Origin of the sequence: Delftia lacustris, assembly GCF_040267515.1 — a bacterium.
Taxonomy (GTDB): domain Bacteria; phylum Pseudomonadota; class Gammaproteobacteria; order Burkholderiales; family Burkholderiaceae_C; genus Comamonas; species Comamonas tsuruhatensis.
This window is the reverse complement of record NZ_CP141274.1, coordinates 4,325,582-4,344,628: the sequence shown is the minus strand read 5'-3', so window position 1 is coordinate 4,344,628 and position 19,047 is coordinate 4,325,582. Positions and strand designations below refer to the sequence as shown.

The following is a 19,047-nucleotide window of genomic DNA, read 5'->3' as shown; positions in this document are numbered from 1 at the left end:
CCTGTCATTGACTGGGTTCTTTGCTGATGTGTTTCGAGAGCAATGAGTCCTTGCACCAGCGCGTCGTGTACGGCCTCCAGTTCTTTGAACACCGTGTTGGCAAACCAATCCTGGCACGGCACCTTCCACAGATGCTCGACCGGGTTCAGCTCAAGGCTGGCAGAAACTCTAGGCGCATATTCTGTGGCACATCCAAGTGACCCGCGATGTGCCAACCCGCCTGATCCATGACCATCATGATGAACTCGACGGCATGGCGTCGCGCCATCTCGGCCAGGAACACCTGCATCGTCTCAGCGTTGGCCCAGGGCAGCACCAGAGAGTCAATCACGCCATCGTGCGTGCTGACGGCGGCGAAGGCGTACAGGGTCTGGCGTTGAGGCGTGCGCCGACGATGGGGCGTGAGCCCCTGGGCACCCAACACTGCCGGGGTGTTCCCAGCAGGCAGAAGCGCCCTTCGTGCTGGAATATCAGCCGCACGCGGCGACCATATTCAGCTTGACGCCTGACCTCTTGGCGCACTTGAACAGTGCTCTCAGAAAGGGGCCGTTTGTCATTCGATCGGGGCGCTTCGTCATCGCGGCTCGCAGCACCGGCACCTAGGATTCCTTGTGTGCGCTGGACGACATGTAGCGGAGCGGCGATGACCGCCGCCCCACGATCCAGAGCCTAACTCAAAGGAGACAAACACGTGTGCCAAATCGACATGCAGAAGCTCGCCGACGACGCTCGCTTCAACCGCTTTCATGCCAAGGTGCTTCTGTGGTGCCTGTTGATTCTCATCATCGACGGCTATGACATCGCCGTGGTGGGCATCGCCCTGCCGTCCATCATGCAGCAGATGGGCGTGAACGCATCGACTGCCGGTTTCATGGCCAGTTCGGCCCTGTTCGGCATGATGTTCGGCGCCATGGTTCTGGGCACGCTGTCCGACCGGATTGGTCGGCGCTGGGCCCTCTCCATTGGCGTCATGCTGTTCAGCGTGTTCACCGCGGCCGCCGGATTCACCAAGGATCCCATCAGCTTCAGCGTGGTGCGCTTCATCGCGGGCCTGGGGATTGGCGGTGTGCTGCCGGTCATCGTGGCACAGATGGTCGAGTACTCGCCCAAGAAGATCCGCAGCCTGATGACGGCGCTGATGACTTCGGGCTACGCACTGGGCGGCATCCTGGCCGCGGTGCTCGGCAAGCAGCTGATCGGCGAGTACGGCTGGCAGGTCGTTTTCATCGCAGCGGGTGTGCCGGTCCTGCTGATTCCGTTCATCTTGAAGCTGGTGCCGGAATCAATGACCTACCTGATCTCGCGCAGCCGCAACGGCGAACTGGCCGAAGTGGCCCGTAATCTCCAGCCGGGAGTCAAGCACCCGGCGGACGCCCAGTTCGTCGTGCCCACCGCCGACCGCGTGGCGGGTGCGCCGGTCTCCCGGCTGTTCCAGGACGGGCGAGGCCCGAGCACGGTGCTGTTCTGGATCGCCTTCTTCTCGGGCCTGTTCATGGTCTATGCGCTCAGCAGCTGGCTGACCAAGCTGATGGCTATGGCTGGCTACAGCCTGGGGTCTGCCCTCAGCTTCGTGATCGCGCTGAACGTTGGCGCCATCATCGGTGCCGTGGGAGGCGGGTGGCTCGCCGACAAGTTCAACATCAAGTGGGTGCTGGTGGGGATGTATGCGCTGGGCGGCGTGCTGCTGTACCTGATGACGTTCCAGACCTCGACCGAGCTGCGTTATCTGATCATCGGCGCGGTCGGCGCCTGCACCACCGGCGCGCAATTGGTGGCCTATGCCTACTGCGGGCAGTTTTACCCGATGTCCATCCGCTCGACCGGCATCGGCATGGCCTCCGGCGTGGGGCGCCTGGGCGCGATCGCGGCGCCGCTGCTAATCGGCCAGATCGTTGCGCTTGAGCTGCCGCTGGAGCAGAACTTCCTGGTGATCGGGGCTTTCGGAATCATCGGCTCGATCGCCCTGGCGTTCATCAGGCATGGCGGCCCGGCGTCGGTGGGCCCGCAAGAGGCTGCACGCGAGTTGCGCCCGTCGCAACAGACGCCGCAAAACGCCTGATCGTAGCCATCAAGGAAATTCGCTGTGTCTGTCTACATAGCCCCCCTGCGCGAAATGCTGTTCGCCATGAAAGAGGTCGGCGGCCTGGACGCGATCTGCGCCCAGCCCGACCATGAAGAAACCACGCCCGACCTGGTCGAGGCCATCCTGCAGGAGGCGGCTAATTACGCCGCTGGCGTGCTGGATCCGCTCAACCGCCCCGGCGACGTGCAGGGCGCGCGCTGGCACGATGGTCGGGTCACGCCCGCCGACGGCTTTCGCGAAGCCTGGGCCAGCTTCTGCGAGAACGGCTGGAACGGCATGCCCGCTGCCACCGAATGGGGCGGCCAGGGCCTGCCCACGCTGGTCTCCACCGCCGTGCTGGAGATGTGGAAGTCGTCCAACCTCGCGTTCAGCCTGTGCCAGATGCTCACGCTGGGCGCGGTGGAGGCCATTGCGCACCATGGCAGCGACGCACTCCAGCGCCGCTTCCTGGCACCCATGGTCGAGGGCCGCTGGACGGGCACCATGAACCTCACCGAGCCCCAGGCCGGCTCTGACCTGGCCGCGCTGCGCAGCCGTGCCGTACACGAGGGCGACCACTACCACGTCAGCGGCAACAAGATCTTCATCACCTGGGGCGAGCACGACATGGCCGAGAACATCGTGCACCTGGTGCTGGCGCGCCTACCCGATGCGCCACCGGGGGTGAAAGGCATCTCGCTGTTCCTGTGCCCGAAGTACCTGGTCAACGACGATGGCACCCTGGGCGAACGCAACGACTTGGCCTGCACGTCGATTGAGCACAAGATGGGCATCCACGGCAGCCCCACGGCGTCGATGAGTTTTGGCGACAGCGGCGGCGCTATCGGCTACCTGGTCGGCGAGCCGCACCAGGGGCTGGCCTGCATGTTCACCATGATGAACCACGCGCGGCTGAACGTTGGCCTGGAAGGCGTGGGCATTTCCGAGCGCGCCTACCAGCGCGCACGCGCCTATGCGCTGGAGCGGGTGCAGGGCAAGCCGCTGATCAGCGGCAGCACCGCCATCGCAGGCCACCCGGACGTGCGGCGCATGCTGATGGACATGAAGGCCCGCACCGAGGCCATGCGCGCGCTGGCCTACTTCTGCGCCGGTCAGATGGACCGCGCCGCGGGCCACGCCGATGCGCAGGAGCGCGCGCAGGCGCAGGCCCTGGTCGGCCTGCTGATACCGGTGGTCAAAGGCTGGTGTACCGACAGCGCGCAGGGCATCACGTCCGACGGCGTGCAGGTGCATGGCGGCATGGGCTACGTCGAGGAAACCGGCGCCTCCCAGCACATGCGCGACGCGCGCATCACGACCATCTACGAAGGCACCACGGGCATCCAGGCCAACGACCTGATCGGCCGCAAGCTGGCACGCGAGGGCGGGCGCACGCTGAAGGCGCTGCTGGGCCGCATCGACGGCGATGCGCGCCGGTTGGTCGAATCGCCCGATGCAGTGCTGGCGCAGATCGGCCGCGCGTTGGCAGCCGCTGCCCAGGCGCTGGACGAAGCGGTCGACTGGCTGCTGGCCCACGACGGTCAACCCGCGCAGTGCGCGGCGGGCGCCGTGCCCTTCCTGCGGCTGGCGGGCACCGTGATCGGCGGCTGGCTGTCGGCGCGCATGGCCGAAGCCGCTACCGCGCAACTCGCGGCGGGCGCGGGCGATGCGGGCTTTCTCGGTACCAAGCGCGCCACAGCCAGCCATTACGCGGCGCATGTCCTGGTGCAGGCGCCGATGCTGCGCGACATCGTCACGGGCGGCGCCGCCAGCACGCTGGCCCTGGCGGACGATCAACTCTGAATGATCCTGAAAGGAAACCCTCCCATGAAAATCCTGGTTCCCGTCAAGCGGGTGGTTGACTACAACGTCAAGGTCCGCGTCAAGAGCGATGGCAGCGGCGTGGACATCGCCAATGTCAAGATGAGCATGAACCCCTTCGACGAGATTGCCGTCGAAGAGGCTGTGCGGCTCAGGGAGAAAGGCGCGGCAACGGAGATCGTCGCCGTCTCGTGCGGCGTGTCTCAATGCCAGGAGACGCTGCGCACCGCCATGGCCATCGGTGCCGACCGCGGCATCCTAGTCGAGACCAATGAAGAACTGCAGCCGCTGGCCGTGGCTAAGCTGCTTAAGGCCCTGATCGACAAGGAACAGCCCGGCCTCGTGATCCTGGGCAAGCAGGCCATCGACGACGACTGCAACCAGACCGGCCAGATGCTGGCGGCGCTGGCCGGTCTGCCGCAAGCCACCTTCGCCTCCAAGGTCGAGCTCGCCAGCGACAAGGCAGCCGTGACCCGCGAAGTGGACGGCGGCCTGGAAACCCTTAGCCTCACGCTGCCCGCGGTCATCACCGCCGACCTGCGTCTGAACGAACCGCGCTACGTCACCTTGCCCAACATCATGAAGGCCAAGAAAAAGCCGCTGGACACCATCAAGCCCGAAGACCTCGGCGTTCAAGTCGCCCCGCGCCTGAAGACCCTGAAGGTGACCGAACCCGCCAAGCGCGGCGCCGGCGTGAAGGTGGCTGACGTGGCCGCCCTGGTCGAAAAACTCAAGAACGAAGCGAAGGTGATCTAAATGTCGGTACTCGTTATTGCTGAACACGACAACGCATCCATCAAGGGCGCAACCCTGAACACCGTGACGGCTGCAGCCGCTTGCGGTGGCGACGTGCACGTGCTGGTGGCCGGCCACAATGCCGGCGCTGCCGCACAAGCCGCCGCCCAGATCGCCGGTGTCGCCAAGGTCATCCACGCCGACGCCGCAGGCTTGGCCCACGGCCTGGCCGAGAACGTGGCCGCCCAGGTGCTGGCCATCGCCGGCAACTATAGCCACATCCTGTTCCCGGCCACGGCCGGCGGCAAGAACGTGGCCCCCCGCGTGGCCGCCAAGCTCGACGTCGCCCAGATCAGCGACATCACCAAGGTGGTGAGCGCCGACACCTTCGAACGCCCCATCTACGCCGGCAATGCCATCGCCACCGTGCAAAGCAGCGACGCCACCAAAGTCATCACCGTGCGCACCACCGGCTTCGACGCCACAGCGGCGACCGGAGGCAACGCAGCAGTGGAAACGGCAACCGCAGCGGCAGACACCGGCAAGAGCAGCTACGTGGGCAGCGAAATCGCCAAGAGCGACCGGCCCGAACTGACGGCGGCCAAGATCATCGTCTCCGGCGGCCGTGCGCTGGGCAGCAAGGAAAAATTCGACGAAGTCATCACCCCGCTGGCCGACAAGCTGGGCGCGGCCATCGGCGCGAGCCGCGCGGCGGTGGATGCGGGCTACGCGCCCAATGACCTGCAGGTGGGCCAGACCGGCAAGATCGTGGCGCCGCAGCTGTACGTGGCGGCGGGCATCTCGGGGGCGATCCAGCACCTGGCGGGCATGAAGGACTCCAAGGTGATCGTGGCGATCAACAAGGACCCGGAGGCGCCGATCTTCAGCGTGGCCGACTACGGGCTGGAGGCGGACCTGTTCGCGGCTGTGCCGGAACTCGTCAAGGCCTTTTAACTTGGATGAGATACACCATGGAGCTTCGGCATTTGCGTTGCTTTATAGCGGTGGCCGAAGAACTTCACTTTGGCCGCGCAGCGGAAAAGCTGCACATCGATCAGTCCCCTTTGTCGCGCACCATCAAGGAGATAGAGGAAGAGCTCGGGGCGCAACTGTTCACGCGAACCACGCGAAGCACCCGCCTGACCTTTGCCGGAATGGCATTCCTGGAGCGGGTGCCGCGAATCTTCGAAGCTCTGAAACAGGCGTGTGACGGCGTCAAGTCCGCCGCCAGTGGGTTTCAGGGACAGTTGCGCATCGCTTTGTCCGATGGCATCACGCCCTCGCGAATGCCGACGCTGCTGGCACGGTGCCGAGAGGAAGATCCAGAGATTGACATTCGGTTATTTGAGATGCCGTTGGACCAACAGATCAAGGGTCTGCACGATGACCTGTATGACGTCGGCTTTTCGATGGCCGAAGAGGTGGGCGACGGCATTGTGGTCAGGCCTGCGTGGGAAGACGAGCTGATGGTGGCGGTCCCAGCTCGCCATCCTGTGCTGGCCCACAAGCACGTTCCGTTGGAAGAAGTGCTGCGCTATCCGCTGGCGCTATGCGATCCGGCGATATGCGAAGGCCATGCACGCCAAGTTGATCGCGTTTTGCAGCGCTACGAGCAACAGCCACTGATCGCCCAGCGCGTGGCGTCCTATGAGGTGATGATGACCTTAGTCTCCGCCGGATTGGCACTTGGTTTGGCGGGCGCCGCGCACATTGCATCCGGCCGTGGGCCAGGTGTTGTGGCCCGGCGCTTGGCGGGCAAGTCGCAGATGCTGGCCACGTATCTGCTGCACCGTGACGTGGAGCCCTCCGAAATGCTGGCTCGGTTCATCGCACGAGTGGACTCCATTGATTCGGCGGATGGCTCCAGCGCCGCCGAGGACTCCTGATCCACCTGCTGAAAGGACCCAAGCCATGCCCCGATTCCTGTCGCTGCTGATGGCCGCTGCACTGACAGCCTCCTGTGGGCCATCCCAACCGACGGAAACCGTGGACTTCCTCGTGGCCCATCCTGAGCGTCTCAAGGAAGTCCAGCGCCTGTGCAAGGAAGAGCGCGCGAAGGCCGGCGAAGAACTCTGCCGACGTGCCGCCGAGGCCGCGAATCGCCGCTTCTTTGGTGACCGGCCGGAGCAGAAGTCCCAATAAGGTAACCTTCCGTCGCGGCGCCGCGACAAAGTTCTCGCAGTTACCTCATCACGCCGCAGCGCGCTCGCGCATGCGGCATTTTTATTGTCTTCGCCACCGCAAGAAGTCTGGCTCTTTTGGCCTGAATCCCCGCCATAACGGTCTTTGACCGGCCTGCACGCTCGCCTTGATCCTCGGCACTACGGCACGTTCCTGTGCCGTAGTGGGAGGTTGACCAATGCAAGGAACGAACGTGCTGTTCGGTCAGATTGCCGTCGTCTTCGGCATCGTGATCGCTGGCGTATGGAGCGCCACGCAATGGACAGCAGCGGCCCTGGGCTACCAGCTACGCCTGGGCTCGCCGTGGTTCGACTTCTTCGGTACGCCGGTCTACCACCCCTGGGGCCTGTTCGAGTGGTGGTTCTTCTTCGACGCCTACGCGCCGCATATCTTCGACGCGGGCGGTGCCATTGCCGCAGGCAGCGGCCTGATCGCGATGGTAGTTGCCATCGGCATGTCGATCTGGCGCTCGCGCCAGTCCAAGCTGGTCACGACCTACGGCTCGGCCCGCTGGGCCAATGCGGAGGACATCCACAAGGCGGGCCTTGACCAGCCTGCGGGCGTGTTCCTCGGCCTGCATCGCCAGCAGTACCTGCGCCATGAAGGCCCGGAACACGTCCTGACATTCGCGCCCACCCGCTCGGGCAAAGGCGTGGGCCTGGTGGTTCCCACCTTGTTGAGCTGGCCTGCATCGGCCGTCATTCACGACATCAAGGGCGAGAACTGGAGCATCACCGCCGGCTGGCGCTCGCGCTTCTCGCATTGCCTGCTGTTCAACCCGACCGATGCGAAGTCGTCGGCCTACAACCCACTGCTGGAGGTGAGGCGCGGCGCGCACGAAGTGCGCGACGTGCAGAACATCGCAGACATTCTGGTCGATCCCGAAGGAGCACTGGAGCGGCGCAACCATTGGGAGAAGACCTCGCATGCGCTGCTGGTTGGGGCCATCCTGCACGTGCTCTACGCAGGCGAAGACAAGACGCTGCGCGGAGTCGCCAACTTCCTCAGCGACCCGGCCTGTCCCTTCGAGCTGACCCTGCATCGGATGATGACCACGCCGCACATCGGTGGTGGGCCGCATCTGGTGGTGGCATCGGCAGCGCGCGAAGTCCTGAACAAATCGGACAACGAGCGTTCCGGCGTGTTGAGCACCGCCATGTCATTCCTCGGCCTGTACCGCGACCCCACGGTGGCCGAAGTCACCTCGCGCTGCGACTGGCGCATTGCCGACCTGATCGCGGCCGAGCATCCGGTGTCGCTGTACCTGGTGGTGCCGCCTTCGGACATTTCGCGGACGAAACCGCTCATTCGCCTGATCCTCAACCAGATCGGGCGACGGCTGACGGAATCGCTCGACGGCAGCGACGGCATCGCGCGCCGCCACAAGCTGCTATTGATGCTCGACGAGTTCCCCGCGCTCGGACGGCTCGACTTCTTCGAGACGGCCCTGGCCTTCATGGCCGGCTACGGTATCCGCAGCTTCCTCATCGCCCAGTCGCTCAACCAGATTGACAAAGCCTACGGCCAGAACCATTCGATCCTGGACAACTGCCATGTCCGGGTGACGTTCGCCACCAACGACGAGCGCACCGCCAAGCGCATCTCCGAAACGCTGGGCACCGCGACCGAGCTGCGCGCGCAGCGCAACTACGCCGGCCACCGGCTCGCGCCATGGCTCGGGCATCTGATGGTGTCGCGCCAGGAGACGGCACGTCCGCTGCTCACGCCGGGCGAGGTAATGCAGCTTCCGCCCGACGAGGCCGTGGTGATGGTGTCCAGCGTGGCGCCCATCAAGGCCAAGAAGCTGCGCTACTACGCGGACAGCAATTTCAAGCGGCGCGTGCTTCCGCCGCCGGTGCTTGCAACCCTGTCCATGCAGGGGCGCTATGCCGATGTGCCACCGGAACGCGCCGACGACTGGAGCGGGCTGGCGATTCCCGCCATGCCGGTCGCACCGACGGCCGACGCCGCCGATGGGCTGGAGAACCTGGGTTCGGCCGACGACAGCGGCCCACGCCGCCAGCCCGAACTTTCCGAAGCCGTCACCTACGACCCCGACCTGGTTGCGCCCGCAGCCGACCTCGGGCTGCTCGATGACGACGACATGCCGCATCCCCTTCCTCGCCAGCTCGATCCGGCCCTGCAGCGCACGGCCCGGCTGGCTTCCCTCGACCCTGACGACGGAATCGACCTATGACCCAACACCGCCTCAATGTGTTCATCCAGCCGGAGCACAGCAAGCGGCTCGATGAACTGGCCGCCAAGAAGGGCGTGTCCAAGTCCAGCATCGTCGCGGCGGCCCTGGCCTCCTGGCTGTCGCCCGATGCGGCCGACCAGCGCGAGGCGGCAATTGCCAAGCGGCTGGACCGCCTGTCGCGCCACGCCGAGCGCCTGGAGCGCGACCAGAACATTGCCATCGAAACATTGGCGCTGTTCATCCGCTATTTCCTCACGGTGAGCACACCCGTGCCCGAGGCCCATCAGGATGCCGCTCGCGCCCAGGGCAAGGCCCGCTTCGAGCAGTTCGTCGAGCAGCTCGGTCGCCATTTGCTGCGCGGGCGCAGCCTGGTGCGGGATGTGGTGGAGGAACTGCACACCGATCCGACGCGACCGGAGGGCGCTGCGGCCGTCGCGGATGCCCAGGAGCGTGCCTTATGAGCGCCGTTCCTTCCTCCTTCACGGCCACCTCGCTGGATCGCCGCATCCAGATGCTGCGCACGGCCATGGGGCCGCTGATCGCTGCCGCGCTCGAAGACCCGGACGTGGTGGAAATCATGCTCAACCCCGATCGCACGCTCTGGGTGGATCGTCTGTCCACGGGCCGCGCGCCGATGGGCGTGGAACTGTCCGAGGCCGATGGCGAACGCATCATCCGCCTCGTTGCAGCTCACGTTGGCACGGAAGTTCATCGGGGCCAGCCGTTGTTGACGGCAGAGCTGCCCGAGACGGGCGAACGCTTCGAGGGCATCCTGCCGCCCGCCGCGCCGGGGCCGGCCTTCGCCTTGCGCAAGCGCGCCTTTGGCGTGATCCCACTGTCGCGCTACATCGAGGACGGAATGATGACCGCCGCGCAGGCGGGCCTGCTGGTGCGCGCCGTGCGCGAGCGCCAGAACATCCTGATCGCAGGCGGCACCAGCACGGGCAAGACCACGCTCGCCAATGCCTTGCTCGCCGAGATTGCCGCTACCGGTGACCGCGTGCTGGTGCTTGAAGACACGGTGGAGCTGCAATGCGCGGCGCGCGATCACGTACCGCTGCGCACGCGCCAGGGCGTGGTGTCGATGACCGAGCTGGTGCGCTCTTCCATGCGCCTGCGCCCGGATCGCGTGATCGTTGGCGAAGTGCGTGGTGCCGAGGCGCTGGATCTCATCAAGGTATGGGGCACGGGCCACCCCGGCGGCATCGCCACCATCCACGCCGGCTCCGCGCTGGGCGCGCTGCTGCGCCTGGAGCAACTGATTCTCGAAGTGGCGGAGAACCCGCCCCGTGCGCTGATCGCGGAAGCGGTCAACGTGGTCATCCACATCGCCGGGCGCGGACGCAAGCGCCGCATCGAGAGCATCGCCCGCGTCGTCGGCTTCGATGGCGCGGGCTACCAACTGGCGGATGCGCTGGAGGCTCCATTCCCGGAGCTGCTGTCGCAGTCCGACCTTTCTTCCCTGTCCCCTGACCAACCTGGAGAACTGCCATGACGCAGATGATCGTTCCTGCTTTCCGTATTTCTGCAAACCCGCTTGCCCTGCGCTGCCGTCCCGCGCGGCTGGATGGCTTGGCACGCCCAGCCCTGCAGGGCCTGATGCTCGCGGCGCTGATGCTGCTGCTCGCAGGCACCGCGCAGGCCGCCGGTTCCTCGATGCCTTGGGAGGGGCCGCTGCAATCCATCCTGGAGTCGATCCAGGGTCCGGTGGCCCGGATCATCGCGGTCATCATCATCATCGCCACGGGCCTGGCGCTGGCCTTCGGCGATACCTCGGGCGGTTTTCGCAAGCTGATCCAGATCGTCTTCGGTCTGTCGATCGCGTTTGCCGCGTCCTCGTTCTTCCTGTCGTTCTTCAGCTTCTCGGGCGGGGCTGTCGTATGAGCGCGGCCCACGATGGCGTGCAGGGGTTCGCTCCGGGGTTCGAAGTGCCACTGCACCGCTCGCTGACCGAGCCGATCCTGCTGGGCGGCGCGCCGCGCACGGTGGCGATTGCCAATGGCACCTTGGCCGCGGCCGTGGGCTTGGGCCTGCAACTGTGGATTCCGGGCCTGGTGCTCTGGATCGCCGGCCATGCGTTGGCGGTCTGGGGCGCGCGTGTCGATCCGCGGTTCATGCAAGTCTTCGCGCGCCATATCAAGCACCGGCCGCTGCTGGACGTGTAGGGGCAAAGGGAGATATCGCATGCTGAACCTTGCCGAATACCGCCAGCGCCCGGCCTTGCTGGCTGACTGGCTGCCTTGGGCCGGGCTGATCGCTCCGGGCGTCGTGCTGAATAAGGATGGCTCCTTCCAGCGCACGGCGCGCTTTCGGGGGCCAGACCTCGACAGTGCCACGCAGGGCGAGCTGATCTCTACGTCAGCACGGTTGAACAACGCGCTGCGCAGGCTGGGTTCGGGCTGGGCCTTGTTCATCGAAGCCGAGCGCCGGCCCGCCGCCAACTACCCGCACTCGGAGTTTCCCGAGCCGCTGTCGTGGCTGGTGGACGAGGAGCGACGGGCCGCCTTTGAGGACTTGGGCAATCACTTCGAGAGCGGCTACCACCTCACGCTGGTGTACCTGCCGCCCGAGGAGGCCCGTGCCCGTGCCGCGGGCCTGCTGTACGAGAACCGGCTGACCGAAGGCGTCGATTGGCGCGAGCGCCTGACTGCCTTCATCGCGGAGACGGAACGCATCTTTGACCTGCTCGACGGCGTGATGCCGGAGATCGCCTGGCTCGACGATAGCCAGACGCTGACCTACCTGCACGCCACCGTGTCTACACGGCGTTACCGCGTGGGCGTGCCCGAGGTGCCATTCCACCTCGATGCGCTGCTGGCCGACGCGCCGCTGATCGGTGGCTTGGCGCCGATGCTGGGCGACCAGCACCTGCGCGTGGTGTCGGTGCGCGGTTTTCCGATCTCGACTTGGCCGGGGATTCTGGACGACCTCAACCGTCTGGGCTTCGCGTATCGCTGGAGTACGCGCTTTCTCTGCCTGGACAAAGCCGAGGCGGAAAAAGAACTCGCCCGCCTGCGCCGTCAGTGGTTCGCCAAACGCAAGAACGTCATCGCGCTGCTGCGCGAGACGATCTTCCAGCAGGAAAGCCCGCTGGTCGATACCGACGCCAGCAACAAGGCCACCGATGCCGATGCCGCCTTGCAGGAGCTGGGCAGCGATCAAGTGGCCTTCGGCTACGTGACAGCGACCGTCACCGTCATGGACGCGGATGCCGCCGTGGCCAACGAGAAGCTGCGCAGGGTGGAGCGCGTCATCCAGGGGCGTGGCTTCGTCACCATCCCCGAAACGCTCAACGCCGTGGATGCGTGGCTGTCGTCCATTCCGGGCCATGCCTACGCCAACGTCCGCCAGCCCATCGTCTCCACGTTGAACCTGGCGCACCTGATGCCGGTGTCGGCGGTATGGGCCGGGCCGGAGAAGAACGCGCACCTCGACGGCCCGCCGCTGATCGTCACGCGCACTGAGGGCGCGACGCCGTTCCGGCTGGTGACGCACATCGGCGACGTGGGCCACACGCTGGTGGCTGGCCCTACGGGCATGGGCAAGTCGGTGCTGCTCGCCACCTTGGCGATGCAGTTTCGGCGCTATCGCGGCTCGCGCATCTTTGCCTTCGACATGGGGCGCTCGATGCGCGCCACCATCCTCGGGCTGGGTGGTGAGCACTACGACCTCGGGATGGATGGCGAGATCGCGTTTCAGCCTCTCGCCCGCATCGACCGCGAGGGCTACCGCACCTGGGCCGCCGAATGGATCGAAGGGCGCTTGCGGCATGAGAGCGTGGCCGTCGGCCCCGAAGAGAAGGCCGCTATCTGGTCGGCGCTCGGCAGTCTCGCCGGTGCGCCGATGGAACAGCGCACGATGACGGGCCTGTCGGTACTGCTGCAATCGAATGCGCTGCGCCAGGCGCTTGCGCCGTACGTGCTGGGCGGCGCCCACGGCAAGCTGCTGGATGCGGATTCGGATCGCCTGGGCGCTGGCTCCGTGCAGTGCTTCGAGATGGAGGAATTGATGCACAGCAAGGCCGCCGTCATGGCCGTGCTGCACTACCTCTTTGCGCGCTTCGATGAGCGCTTTGACGGTGCGCCCACGCTGCTGATCCTCGATGAAGCCTGGCTGTTCCTCGATGACCCGGTGTTTGCCGCGCGCATTCGCCAGTGGCTCAAGACGTTGCGCAAGAAGAACGTGTCGGTCATCTTCGCCACGCAGAGCCTGGCCGACATCAAGGATTCGAGCATCGCGCCCGCGATCATCGAAAGCTGCGCGAGCCGCATCTTCCTGCCGAACCCGCAGGCGACCGAGCCGCAGATTCGCACGATCTACGAAGGCTTTGGGCTGAACTTGCGCCAGATCGAGATCGTCGCCACCGCGCAGCCCAAGCGCGACTACTACTACCAATCCCGCCTCGGCAATCGCCTGTTCGACCTCGACCTGGGACCGGCGACGCTGGCCTTCGCGGGCGCATCCACGGCGCAGGACCAGCGCGACATCGACGCGGTGCTCGCTGCCGCCAGCACCTCCACACCTTCCGCTTCCACCCCGTTCGCAGCCGCATGGCTGCGCCACCGCAGCCTCGATTGGGCGGCCGATCTGCTGCGCGATTTCCCCGGCCCCGCGCCGGGTGCCGCCCCCATCCCCAGCCATTCCCAGGAGAACCTGCCATGAAACCCCATGCCCACAATCTCGCCGCGCTGACCACCGCCTGCGTGCTCGCCTTCGGCATTGCGCAGCCCGCGCATGCACTGTTCGGCGTTGGCGACATCGTGTTCGATCCGACCAATTTGGTGCAGAACACGCTCACCGCCGTTCGCACGCTGGAGCAGATCAACAACCAGATCCGCCAGCTCCAAAACGAAGCGCAGATGCTCATCAACCAGGCGCGCAACCTGGCCAGCCTGCCGTCCAGCGTGGTGGGCCAGCTGCGCGCCAACCTGGCGACCACCCAGCGGCTCATCGCCCAGGCCAAGGGCATGGCCTACGACGTGGCGAACATGGACCAGATGTTCCAGCGTCTGTACCCCGAACAGTACTCCGCCACCGTCAGCGGCAATCAGATGTACCGCGATGCGCAGGAGCGCTGGAAGAACACGCTCACTGGCCTTCAGACCACCATGCAGATGCAGGCCCAGGCTTCGCAGAACCTGAGCGATGACGAGGGCGTGCTGGCCGACCTCGTGGGCAAGAGCCAGTCCGCCGTGGGCGCTCTCCAGGCGATGCAGGCCATGAACCAGTTGCTGGCCCTGCAGGCCAAGCAGTCCATTCAGACCCAGCGCTTGCAGATCACGCAGGACCGCGCGGCCTCGCTGGAGCTGGCGCGGCAGGCCGCCGCAGTGGAGCGTGGCCGCGAGGTGAATCGGCGCTTCGTGGGCACTGGCACGCCGTACACGCCGCAGCCCGTGAACTTCTACAGCCGCTGACGGAGCCGGGCCATGAACGACGTTTCGGTCATCGACCGCTTCCTCGACGTTTTCTCGCGCTACATCGACTCGGGATTCGGCCTGGTGCAGGGCGAGGTGGCGTTCCTGACCGCAACGTTGATCGTCATCGACATGACGTTGGCCGGGCTGTTCTGGGCGATGGGGCATGCCACCGGCCAGGGCGAGGACGTGATCGCCAAGCTGATCCGCAAGGTGCTATACGTGGGTGCTTTCGCCTACATCATCGGCAACTTCAACACCCTGGCGGGCATCCTGTTCCGTTCCTTCGCCGGGCTGGGCCTGACGGCCAGCGGCTCGACCTTGAGCATGGGCAACTTCCTGCAGCCGGGACGGCTGGCCAAGGCCGGCATCGACGCGGCGGCGCCCATCCTCGACCAGATCCGGGAGATGGCGGGCTTCCCCGAGGTGTTCATCAATATCGCGCCCATCGTCGTGCTGTTCCTCGCGTGGCTGGTGGTCATCGTCAGCTTCTTCGTGCTGGCGGTGCAGCTCTTCGTCACGCTGATCGAGTTCAAGCTGACCACGCTCGCGGGCTTCGTGCTGGTTCCGTTTGCCCTCTGGAACAAGACGGCGTTCCTGGCCGAGAAGGTGCTGGGCAACGTGGTGTCCTCGGGCATCAAGGTGCTGGTACTCGCCGTCATCGTGGGCATCGGCTCGGGGCTGTTCGCCGAATTCAGGATACCGCCGGGCTCCGAGCCGTCCATCGACCAGGCGCTGGTCATCATGCTGGCCTCGTTGTCACTGCTCGCCCTGGGCATCTTCGGGCCGGGCATTGCAACGGGCTTGGTATCGGGCGGGCCGCAGCTCGGCGCGGGCGCGATGGCCGGTGCTGCCATCGGTGCAGCCGGAACCGCTGTGGCGGTCGGTGCCGCGGCTACTGGCGTCGGCAGCGCCGTGGCGGCTGGCGCGCGCATGGCGCCCGCAGCCGCCAAAGCAGCGGCCAGCGGTGCCCGCTCGATGGCATCGACCGCCAGCAGCGCCAGGTCGGCGTACCAGGCGGGCTCCGCTTCGGCCGGTGGAGGCCTGAAAGGTGCCGCCGCGGGCGTGGGCAATGTTGCCAAGACTGGCGCGCAGGCGGCGGGGCAGAAGGTGGCCGAAGGCGCACGCTCGATGAAGGAGCGTGTCGCTGCCGCCTTCCGGCCCGATGACACATCAGCCTCCGGCGCCGCACCCACCGGCCCTGACGCTGCCGGATCGGCTCCATCTGCCGAACAACCCGCGTGGGCCAAGCGCCTGCATCGCAGGCAGCAGCTCACCCATGCGGCGACCACCGCCGCCCACACGCTGCGCGGCGGCGATGGCGGCAGCTCCAGTCAAGGCCCAAGCCTTCGCGATTCCGACTCATAAGGAGAACTCCCATGCGATTCAAACGACCGCAGGTGCGCTACGCCGATACGCCGCAGCCTGCTACCCCATACCAATCCGCCGCCCAGGTCTGGGACGAGCGCATCGGTTCGGCCCGCGTGCAGGCGAAGAACTGGCGCTTCATGGCCTTCGGCTGCCTCACGCTGGCCGTACTGATGGCCGGCGGCCTGGTCTGGCGCTCGGCGCAGTCCATCGTTACGCCCTACGTGGTGGAGGTGGACAACGTGGGCCAAGTGCGCGCTGTCGGCGAAGCCGCCACGCCATACCGGCCCAGCGATGCCCAGATGGCCTATCACCTGGGCCGCTTCATCGGGCTGGTGCGCTCGCTGTCCATCGACCCCATCGTGGTGCGGCAGAACTGGCTCGATGCCTACGACTACACGACCGACAAGGGCGCCGTGGTGCTTAACGAGTACGCGCGGGTGAACGATCCGTTCGCGCGCATCGGCAAGGAGTCGGTGACGGTGCAGATCACCAGCGTGACCCGCGCCAGCGACACGTCTTTCAACGTGCGCTGGACGGAGACCCGCTTTGTGAACGGTGCGCTGGATCGCACCGAGCGCTGGAACGCGGTGGTTTCCACGGTGCTGCAAGCCCCGCGCACCGAGCAGCGTCTGCGCAAGAACCCCTTGGGCATCTACGTCAATGGTCTGTCGTGGAGCCGCGAACTGGAAGGAAACGAAGGAGCAAAACCATGAACGCACATTTCCGTAAATCCGCCTTGCCGGTGATCCTGCTGGTATCCACCGTCCTGTTTGCAGGCTGCGCTTCGCAGGGCAAGCCGCCGCCGTCCATTTCGCTCGATGAGCCGGTGCAGGCCCAGCCTCTGCCGGAGCCGCCTGCGCCTGTGGAAGTGGTGGCCGTGCCGCAGGTGCTGCCGATGCCGGCGCAGATGAAACCTGTGCCGGATGCCAAGCCCACGCCGGAACCCGCCGATGAAACCGTGCGGGTGTCCCGCGCCAACGCCGAGGCGCGCATCGCGCCGACGCGCGAGGGCTACGTCAACGCAATCCAGGTCTGGCCCTTCACCGATGGCGCGCTGTACCAGGTCTATGCAGCCGTGGGCCGCGCGACGGTGATCGCGCTCCAGCCGGGTGAGGAACTGGTGACGGTGGCCGCTGGCGATACCGTCCGGTGGATCGTCGGCGACACATCGAGCGGCAGCGGTGATGCGCTGCGCGTCAACGTGATGGTCAAGCCGATCCGCTCAGGGTTGAAGACCAACCTGGTCATCACGACCAGTCGGCGCACCTACCTGCTGGAGCTGACTTCGACCGAGAAGACGTGGATGGCCTCGGTGTCCTGGGAATATCCGAAGGACAAGATGCTGGCCTTGCAGCGCCAGTCGCAGGCGGCCAGCGCCGCCGCGCCGGTCGATGCTGGCCTGTCGCTGGAGAAGATCCGTTTCCGTTATGCGGTCAGCGGCAGCAATCCGCCGTGGAAGCCGCTGCGGGCCTTCGACGATGGCGAGAAGGTCTATATCCAGTTCCCGCCAGGCATCGCCCAGGGCGAGCTGCCGCCGCTGTTCGTGATCGGTGTGCAGGGCGACGGGCAGTTGGTGAACTACCGTTTTCGGTCGCCGTATTACATCGTCGACAGGCTGTTTGGTGCGGCCGAACTGCGCCTGGGCGGGGACAAGGGCGATGTGGTGCGGGTCGAGCGCACGGACGGAACGCGGAGGAATTGACCATGAACCAGGACGATTCCCCTGACCTTGCTCCGCGAGCGGGCAAGGTCGCGCCCGAGGCGGTGGCGCTGCGCGCCCAGCCGCGCCCGGTCACGCGCCTGAACCGGCGCACGCTGGCCATCCTCGTCGGCGGCCTGTCGGTCGCCGTGCTCGGGGCCACGATCTGGTCATTGCAGCCGCATCGGCGCGGCGCGTGCGAGCAGACCGAGCTTTACAACGTGGATCGCGTCTCGAAGTCCGAAGGGCTGGATGGCCTGCCTTCGGATTACTCCAAGCTGCCGCCGAAGGTGCCTGAGCTGGGGCCGCCGCTGCCGGGCGACCTCGGCCCGGCCATCGTGAAGTCGCAGCAGTCGGTGACGCCGGCCTATGCGCCGCCGGGCCATGACCCGGAGGATGCACGGCGCAAGGAGGCTGAGGCCGCAGCGGCCTCGACGGTGTTCTTTCGCTCGGGCAACCAGGGCAAGGCCGCGGTGCCTGGCGCAGCCCAAGTCGCTGCGGCTTCGCCTGGCAGCGCCTTGGCGGGCTTCGATCCGCTGGCGGCCGGGCCGGCCTCGACGGCGGCCCAGCCATCCGACCCGACCGCCGTGCAGAACCGGCAAGACCAGAAAGAGGCTTTCCTGAAAGGCGGTTCTACAGAAACCCGCAATTCCGGGAATCTGCAGATGCCGGCCTCGCCATACCAGGTCATGGCTGGGACCGTGATCGCGGGTGCGCTGGTGACGGGTATCAAGTCCGATCTTCCGGGCGACGTGATCGCCACGGTGACGGAGCCGGTCTATGACACGGCCACGGGCAAGTTCCTGTTGATCCCCCAAGGTTCGCGCATCCTGGGAAAGTACAACAGCCAGGTGAGCTACGGGCAGAGCCGCGTGCAGGTGGTGTGGAACCGCGTCATCCTGCCGGACACGTCTTCGCTGAAGCTCGACAACCTCGCCGGCACCGATCCGGCCGGCTACTCTGGCCTGGAGGATGGTGTCGATTGGCATTGGGATCGCGTCTTTGCCGGCGCGGCGCTAACGACGCTGCTGGGCGTGGGTGCCGAGCTAGCTGCGCCGCAAAACTGGCAAGACGGCAACCGCGTCATCATCGCCGGACGCGACAGCCTGCAGGACAGCGTGAACCAAGTGGGCCAGGAGATGACCCGGCGCAACATGAACATCCAGCCGACACTGACGGAGCGTCCGGGCCTGTCGGTGCGGATCATCGTCAACCGCGATTTGGTGCTGCGACCGTACCAGCCTCTGTTCTTCAACCGGGGAGCTGCGAAATGAACACCACCAAGAAGCTACGGCTCGGGCCGCTGCCCAAGACCGAGACTGTCAAGCTGACCTTCAACTGCCCGGCCAATCTGAAGGTCGACCTCGACCGCTACGCCGCGGTGCACGCGCAGGCGTATGGCGAGGCGGTCGATGCGGTGGTTCTGATTCCGCATATGCTGGATGCGTTCATGGCGAGGGATCGGGGGTTTCAAAGGGGGCGGGACACTGCCCCAAAACCTGTAACTGGCTGAACACGGCAATAGCGCTCCAATCGACGCACCCGTACCCATTGCTCGTTCGGAAAT

General features: G+C 66.0%; 19 protein-coding genes. 18 read left to right on the top strand and 1 reads right to left on the bottom strand.

What is annotated here, in order from left to right; translation table 11 throughout:
* Positions 1 to 145: 145 nt before the first annotated feature.
* Positions 146 to 424 carry a transposase gene (locus U6958_RS21140; protein WP_012436224.1) on the bottom strand — a complete coding sequence of 93 codons (279 nt, stop codon included), beginning with the start codon at positions 422 to 424 and terminating at the stop codon, positions 146 to 148.
* Positions 425 to 691: 267 nt separating this feature from the next.
* On the opposite strand from U6958_RS21140, the gene U6958_RS21135 reads away from it, so the two are divergent.
* The 18 genes from U6958_RS21135 to U6958_RS21050 all read left to right on the top strand — a co-directional run bounded on the left by U6958_RS21135 (position 692) and on the right by U6958_RS21050 (position 18,993).
* Positions 692 to 2,059: an MFS transporter gene (locus U6958_RS21135; RefSeq protein ID WP_012436225.1), complete on the top strand. Its 1,368-nt coding sequence runs from the start codon at positions 692 to 694 to the stop codon at positions 2,057 to 2,059.
* Positions 2,060 to 2,083: 24 nt separating this feature from the next.
* Positions 2,084 to 3,865, top strand: a complete 1,782-nt coding sequence (locus tag U6958_RS21130) for an acyl-CoA dehydrogenase (protein ID WP_012436226.1) — start codon at positions 2,084 to 2,086, stop codon at positions 3,863 to 3,865.
* Positions 3,866 to 3,889: 24 nt separating this feature from the next.
* Positions 3,890 to 4,639 (top strand): electron transfer flavoprotein subunit beta/FixA family protein, encoded by a 750-nt coding sequence (locus U6958_RS21125; protein ID WP_012436227.1) that lies wholly within the window; start codon positions 3,890 to 3,892, stop codon positions 4,637 to 4,639.
* Positions 4,640 to 5,572 (top strand): electron transfer flavoprotein subunit alpha/FixB family protein, encoded by a 933-nt coding sequence (locus tag U6958_RS21120; protein WP_012436228.1) that lies wholly within the window; start codon positions 4,640 to 4,642, stop codon positions 5,570 to 5,572.
* A gap of 17 nt (positions 5,573 to 5,589) precedes the next feature.
* The gene (locus tag U6958_RS21115; RefSeq protein WP_012436229.1) at positions 5,590 to 6,504 is read left to right on the top strand and encodes a LysR family transcriptional regulator; all 915 of its coding nucleotides are present in this window, start codon (positions 5,590 to 5,592) and stop codon (positions 6,502 to 6,504) included.
* Positions 6,505 to 6,529: 25 nt separating this feature from the next.
* On the top strand, positions 6,530 to 6,760 hold the full coding sequence (locus U6958_RS21110) for an EexN family lipoprotein (RefSeq protein ID WP_012436230.1): 231 nt from the start codon (positions 6,530 to 6,532) through the stop codon (positions 6,758 to 6,760).
* A 217-nt stretch (positions 6,761 to 6,977) separates the two neighbouring features.
* Positions 6,978 to 8,996, top strand: a complete 2,019-nt coding sequence (locus U6958_RS21105) for a conjugal transfer protein TraG (protein ID WP_012436231.1) — start codon at positions 6,978 to 6,980, stop codon at positions 8,994 to 8,996.
* Entirely contained in the window at positions 8,993 to 9,457 is a 465-nt protein-coding gene (locus tag U6958_RS21100; protein ID WP_012436232.1) for a CopG family transcriptional regulator, read from the top strand. Before U6958_RS21105 ends, U6958_RS21100 begins: the two co-directional genes overlap by 4 nt.
* The gene (trbB, locus tag U6958_RS21095; protein WP_012436233.1) at positions 9,454 to 10,491 is read left to right on the top strand and encodes a P-type conjugative transfer ATPase TrbB; all 1,038 of its coding nucleotides are present in this window, start codon (positions 9,454 to 9,456) and stop codon (positions 10,489 to 10,491) included. Before U6958_RS21100 ends, trbB begins: the two co-directional genes overlap by 4 nt.
* Entirely contained in the window at positions 10,488 to 10,880 is a 393-nt protein-coding gene (locus U6958_RS21090) for a TrbC/VirB2 family protein (RefSeq protein WP_012436234.1), read from the top strand. The genes trbB and U6958_RS21090 overlap by 4 nt, the downstream gene beginning before the upstream one ends.
* Positions 10,877 to 11,161, top strand: coding sequence for a VirB3 family type IV secretion system protein (locus U6958_RS21085; protein ID WP_012436235.1), 285 nt, complete (start codon positions 10,877 to 10,879; stop codon positions 11,159 to 11,161). The genes U6958_RS21090 and U6958_RS21085 overlap by 4 nt, the downstream gene beginning before the upstream one ends.
* A gap of 19 nt (positions 11,162 to 11,180) precedes the next feature.
* On the top strand, positions 11,181 to 13,658 hold the full coding sequence (gene trbE / locus U6958_RS21080; RefSeq protein WP_012436236.1) for a conjugal transfer protein TrbE: 2,478 nt from the start codon (positions 11,181 to 11,183) through the stop codon (positions 13,656 to 13,658).
* The gene (gene trbJ / locus U6958_RS21075) at positions 13,655 to 14,410 is read left to right on the top strand and encodes a P-type conjugative transfer protein TrbJ (RefSeq protein ID WP_012436237.1); all 756 of its coding nucleotides are present in this window, start codon (positions 13,655 to 13,657) and stop codon (positions 14,408 to 14,410) included. The genes trbE and trbJ overlap by 4 nt, the downstream gene beginning before the upstream one ends.
* 12 nt (positions 14,411 to 14,422) lie before the next feature.
* Entirely contained in the window at positions 14,423 to 15,778 is a 1,356-nt protein-coding gene (gene trbL / locus U6958_RS21070; protein ID WP_074923306.1) for a P-type conjugative transfer protein TrbL, read from the top strand.
* An 11-nt stretch (positions 15,779 to 15,789) separates the two neighbouring features.
* On the top strand, positions 15,790 to 16,494 hold the full coding sequence (trbF, locus tag U6958_RS21065; protein WP_074923307.1) for a conjugal transfer protein TrbF: 705 nt from the start codon (positions 15,790 to 15,792) through the stop codon (positions 16,492 to 16,494).
* Complete coding sequence (gene trbG, locus U6958_RS21060) at positions 16,491 to 17,483, top strand: P-type conjugative transfer protein TrbG (RefSeq protein ID WP_074923308.1); 993 nt, start codon at positions 16,491 to 16,493, stop codon at positions 17,481 to 17,483. The genes trbF and trbG overlap by 4 nt, the downstream gene beginning before the upstream one ends.
* Before the next feature lie 2 nt (positions 17,484 to 17,485).
* Positions 17,486 to 18,754: a TrbI/VirB10 family protein gene (locus U6958_RS21055; protein WP_074923309.1), complete on the top strand. Its 1,269-nt coding sequence runs from the start codon at positions 17,486 to 17,488 to the stop codon at positions 18,752 to 18,754.
* Positions 18,751 to 18,993 carry a DUF2274 domain-containing protein gene (locus U6958_RS21050; protein WP_074923310.1) on the top strand — a complete coding sequence of 81 codons (243 nt, stop codon included), beginning with the start codon at positions 18,751 to 18,753 and terminating at the stop codon, positions 18,991 to 18,993. Before U6958_RS21055 ends, U6958_RS21050 begins: the two co-directional genes overlap by 4 nt.
* The last annotated feature ends 54 nt before the right edge of the window (positions 18,994 to 19,047 follow it).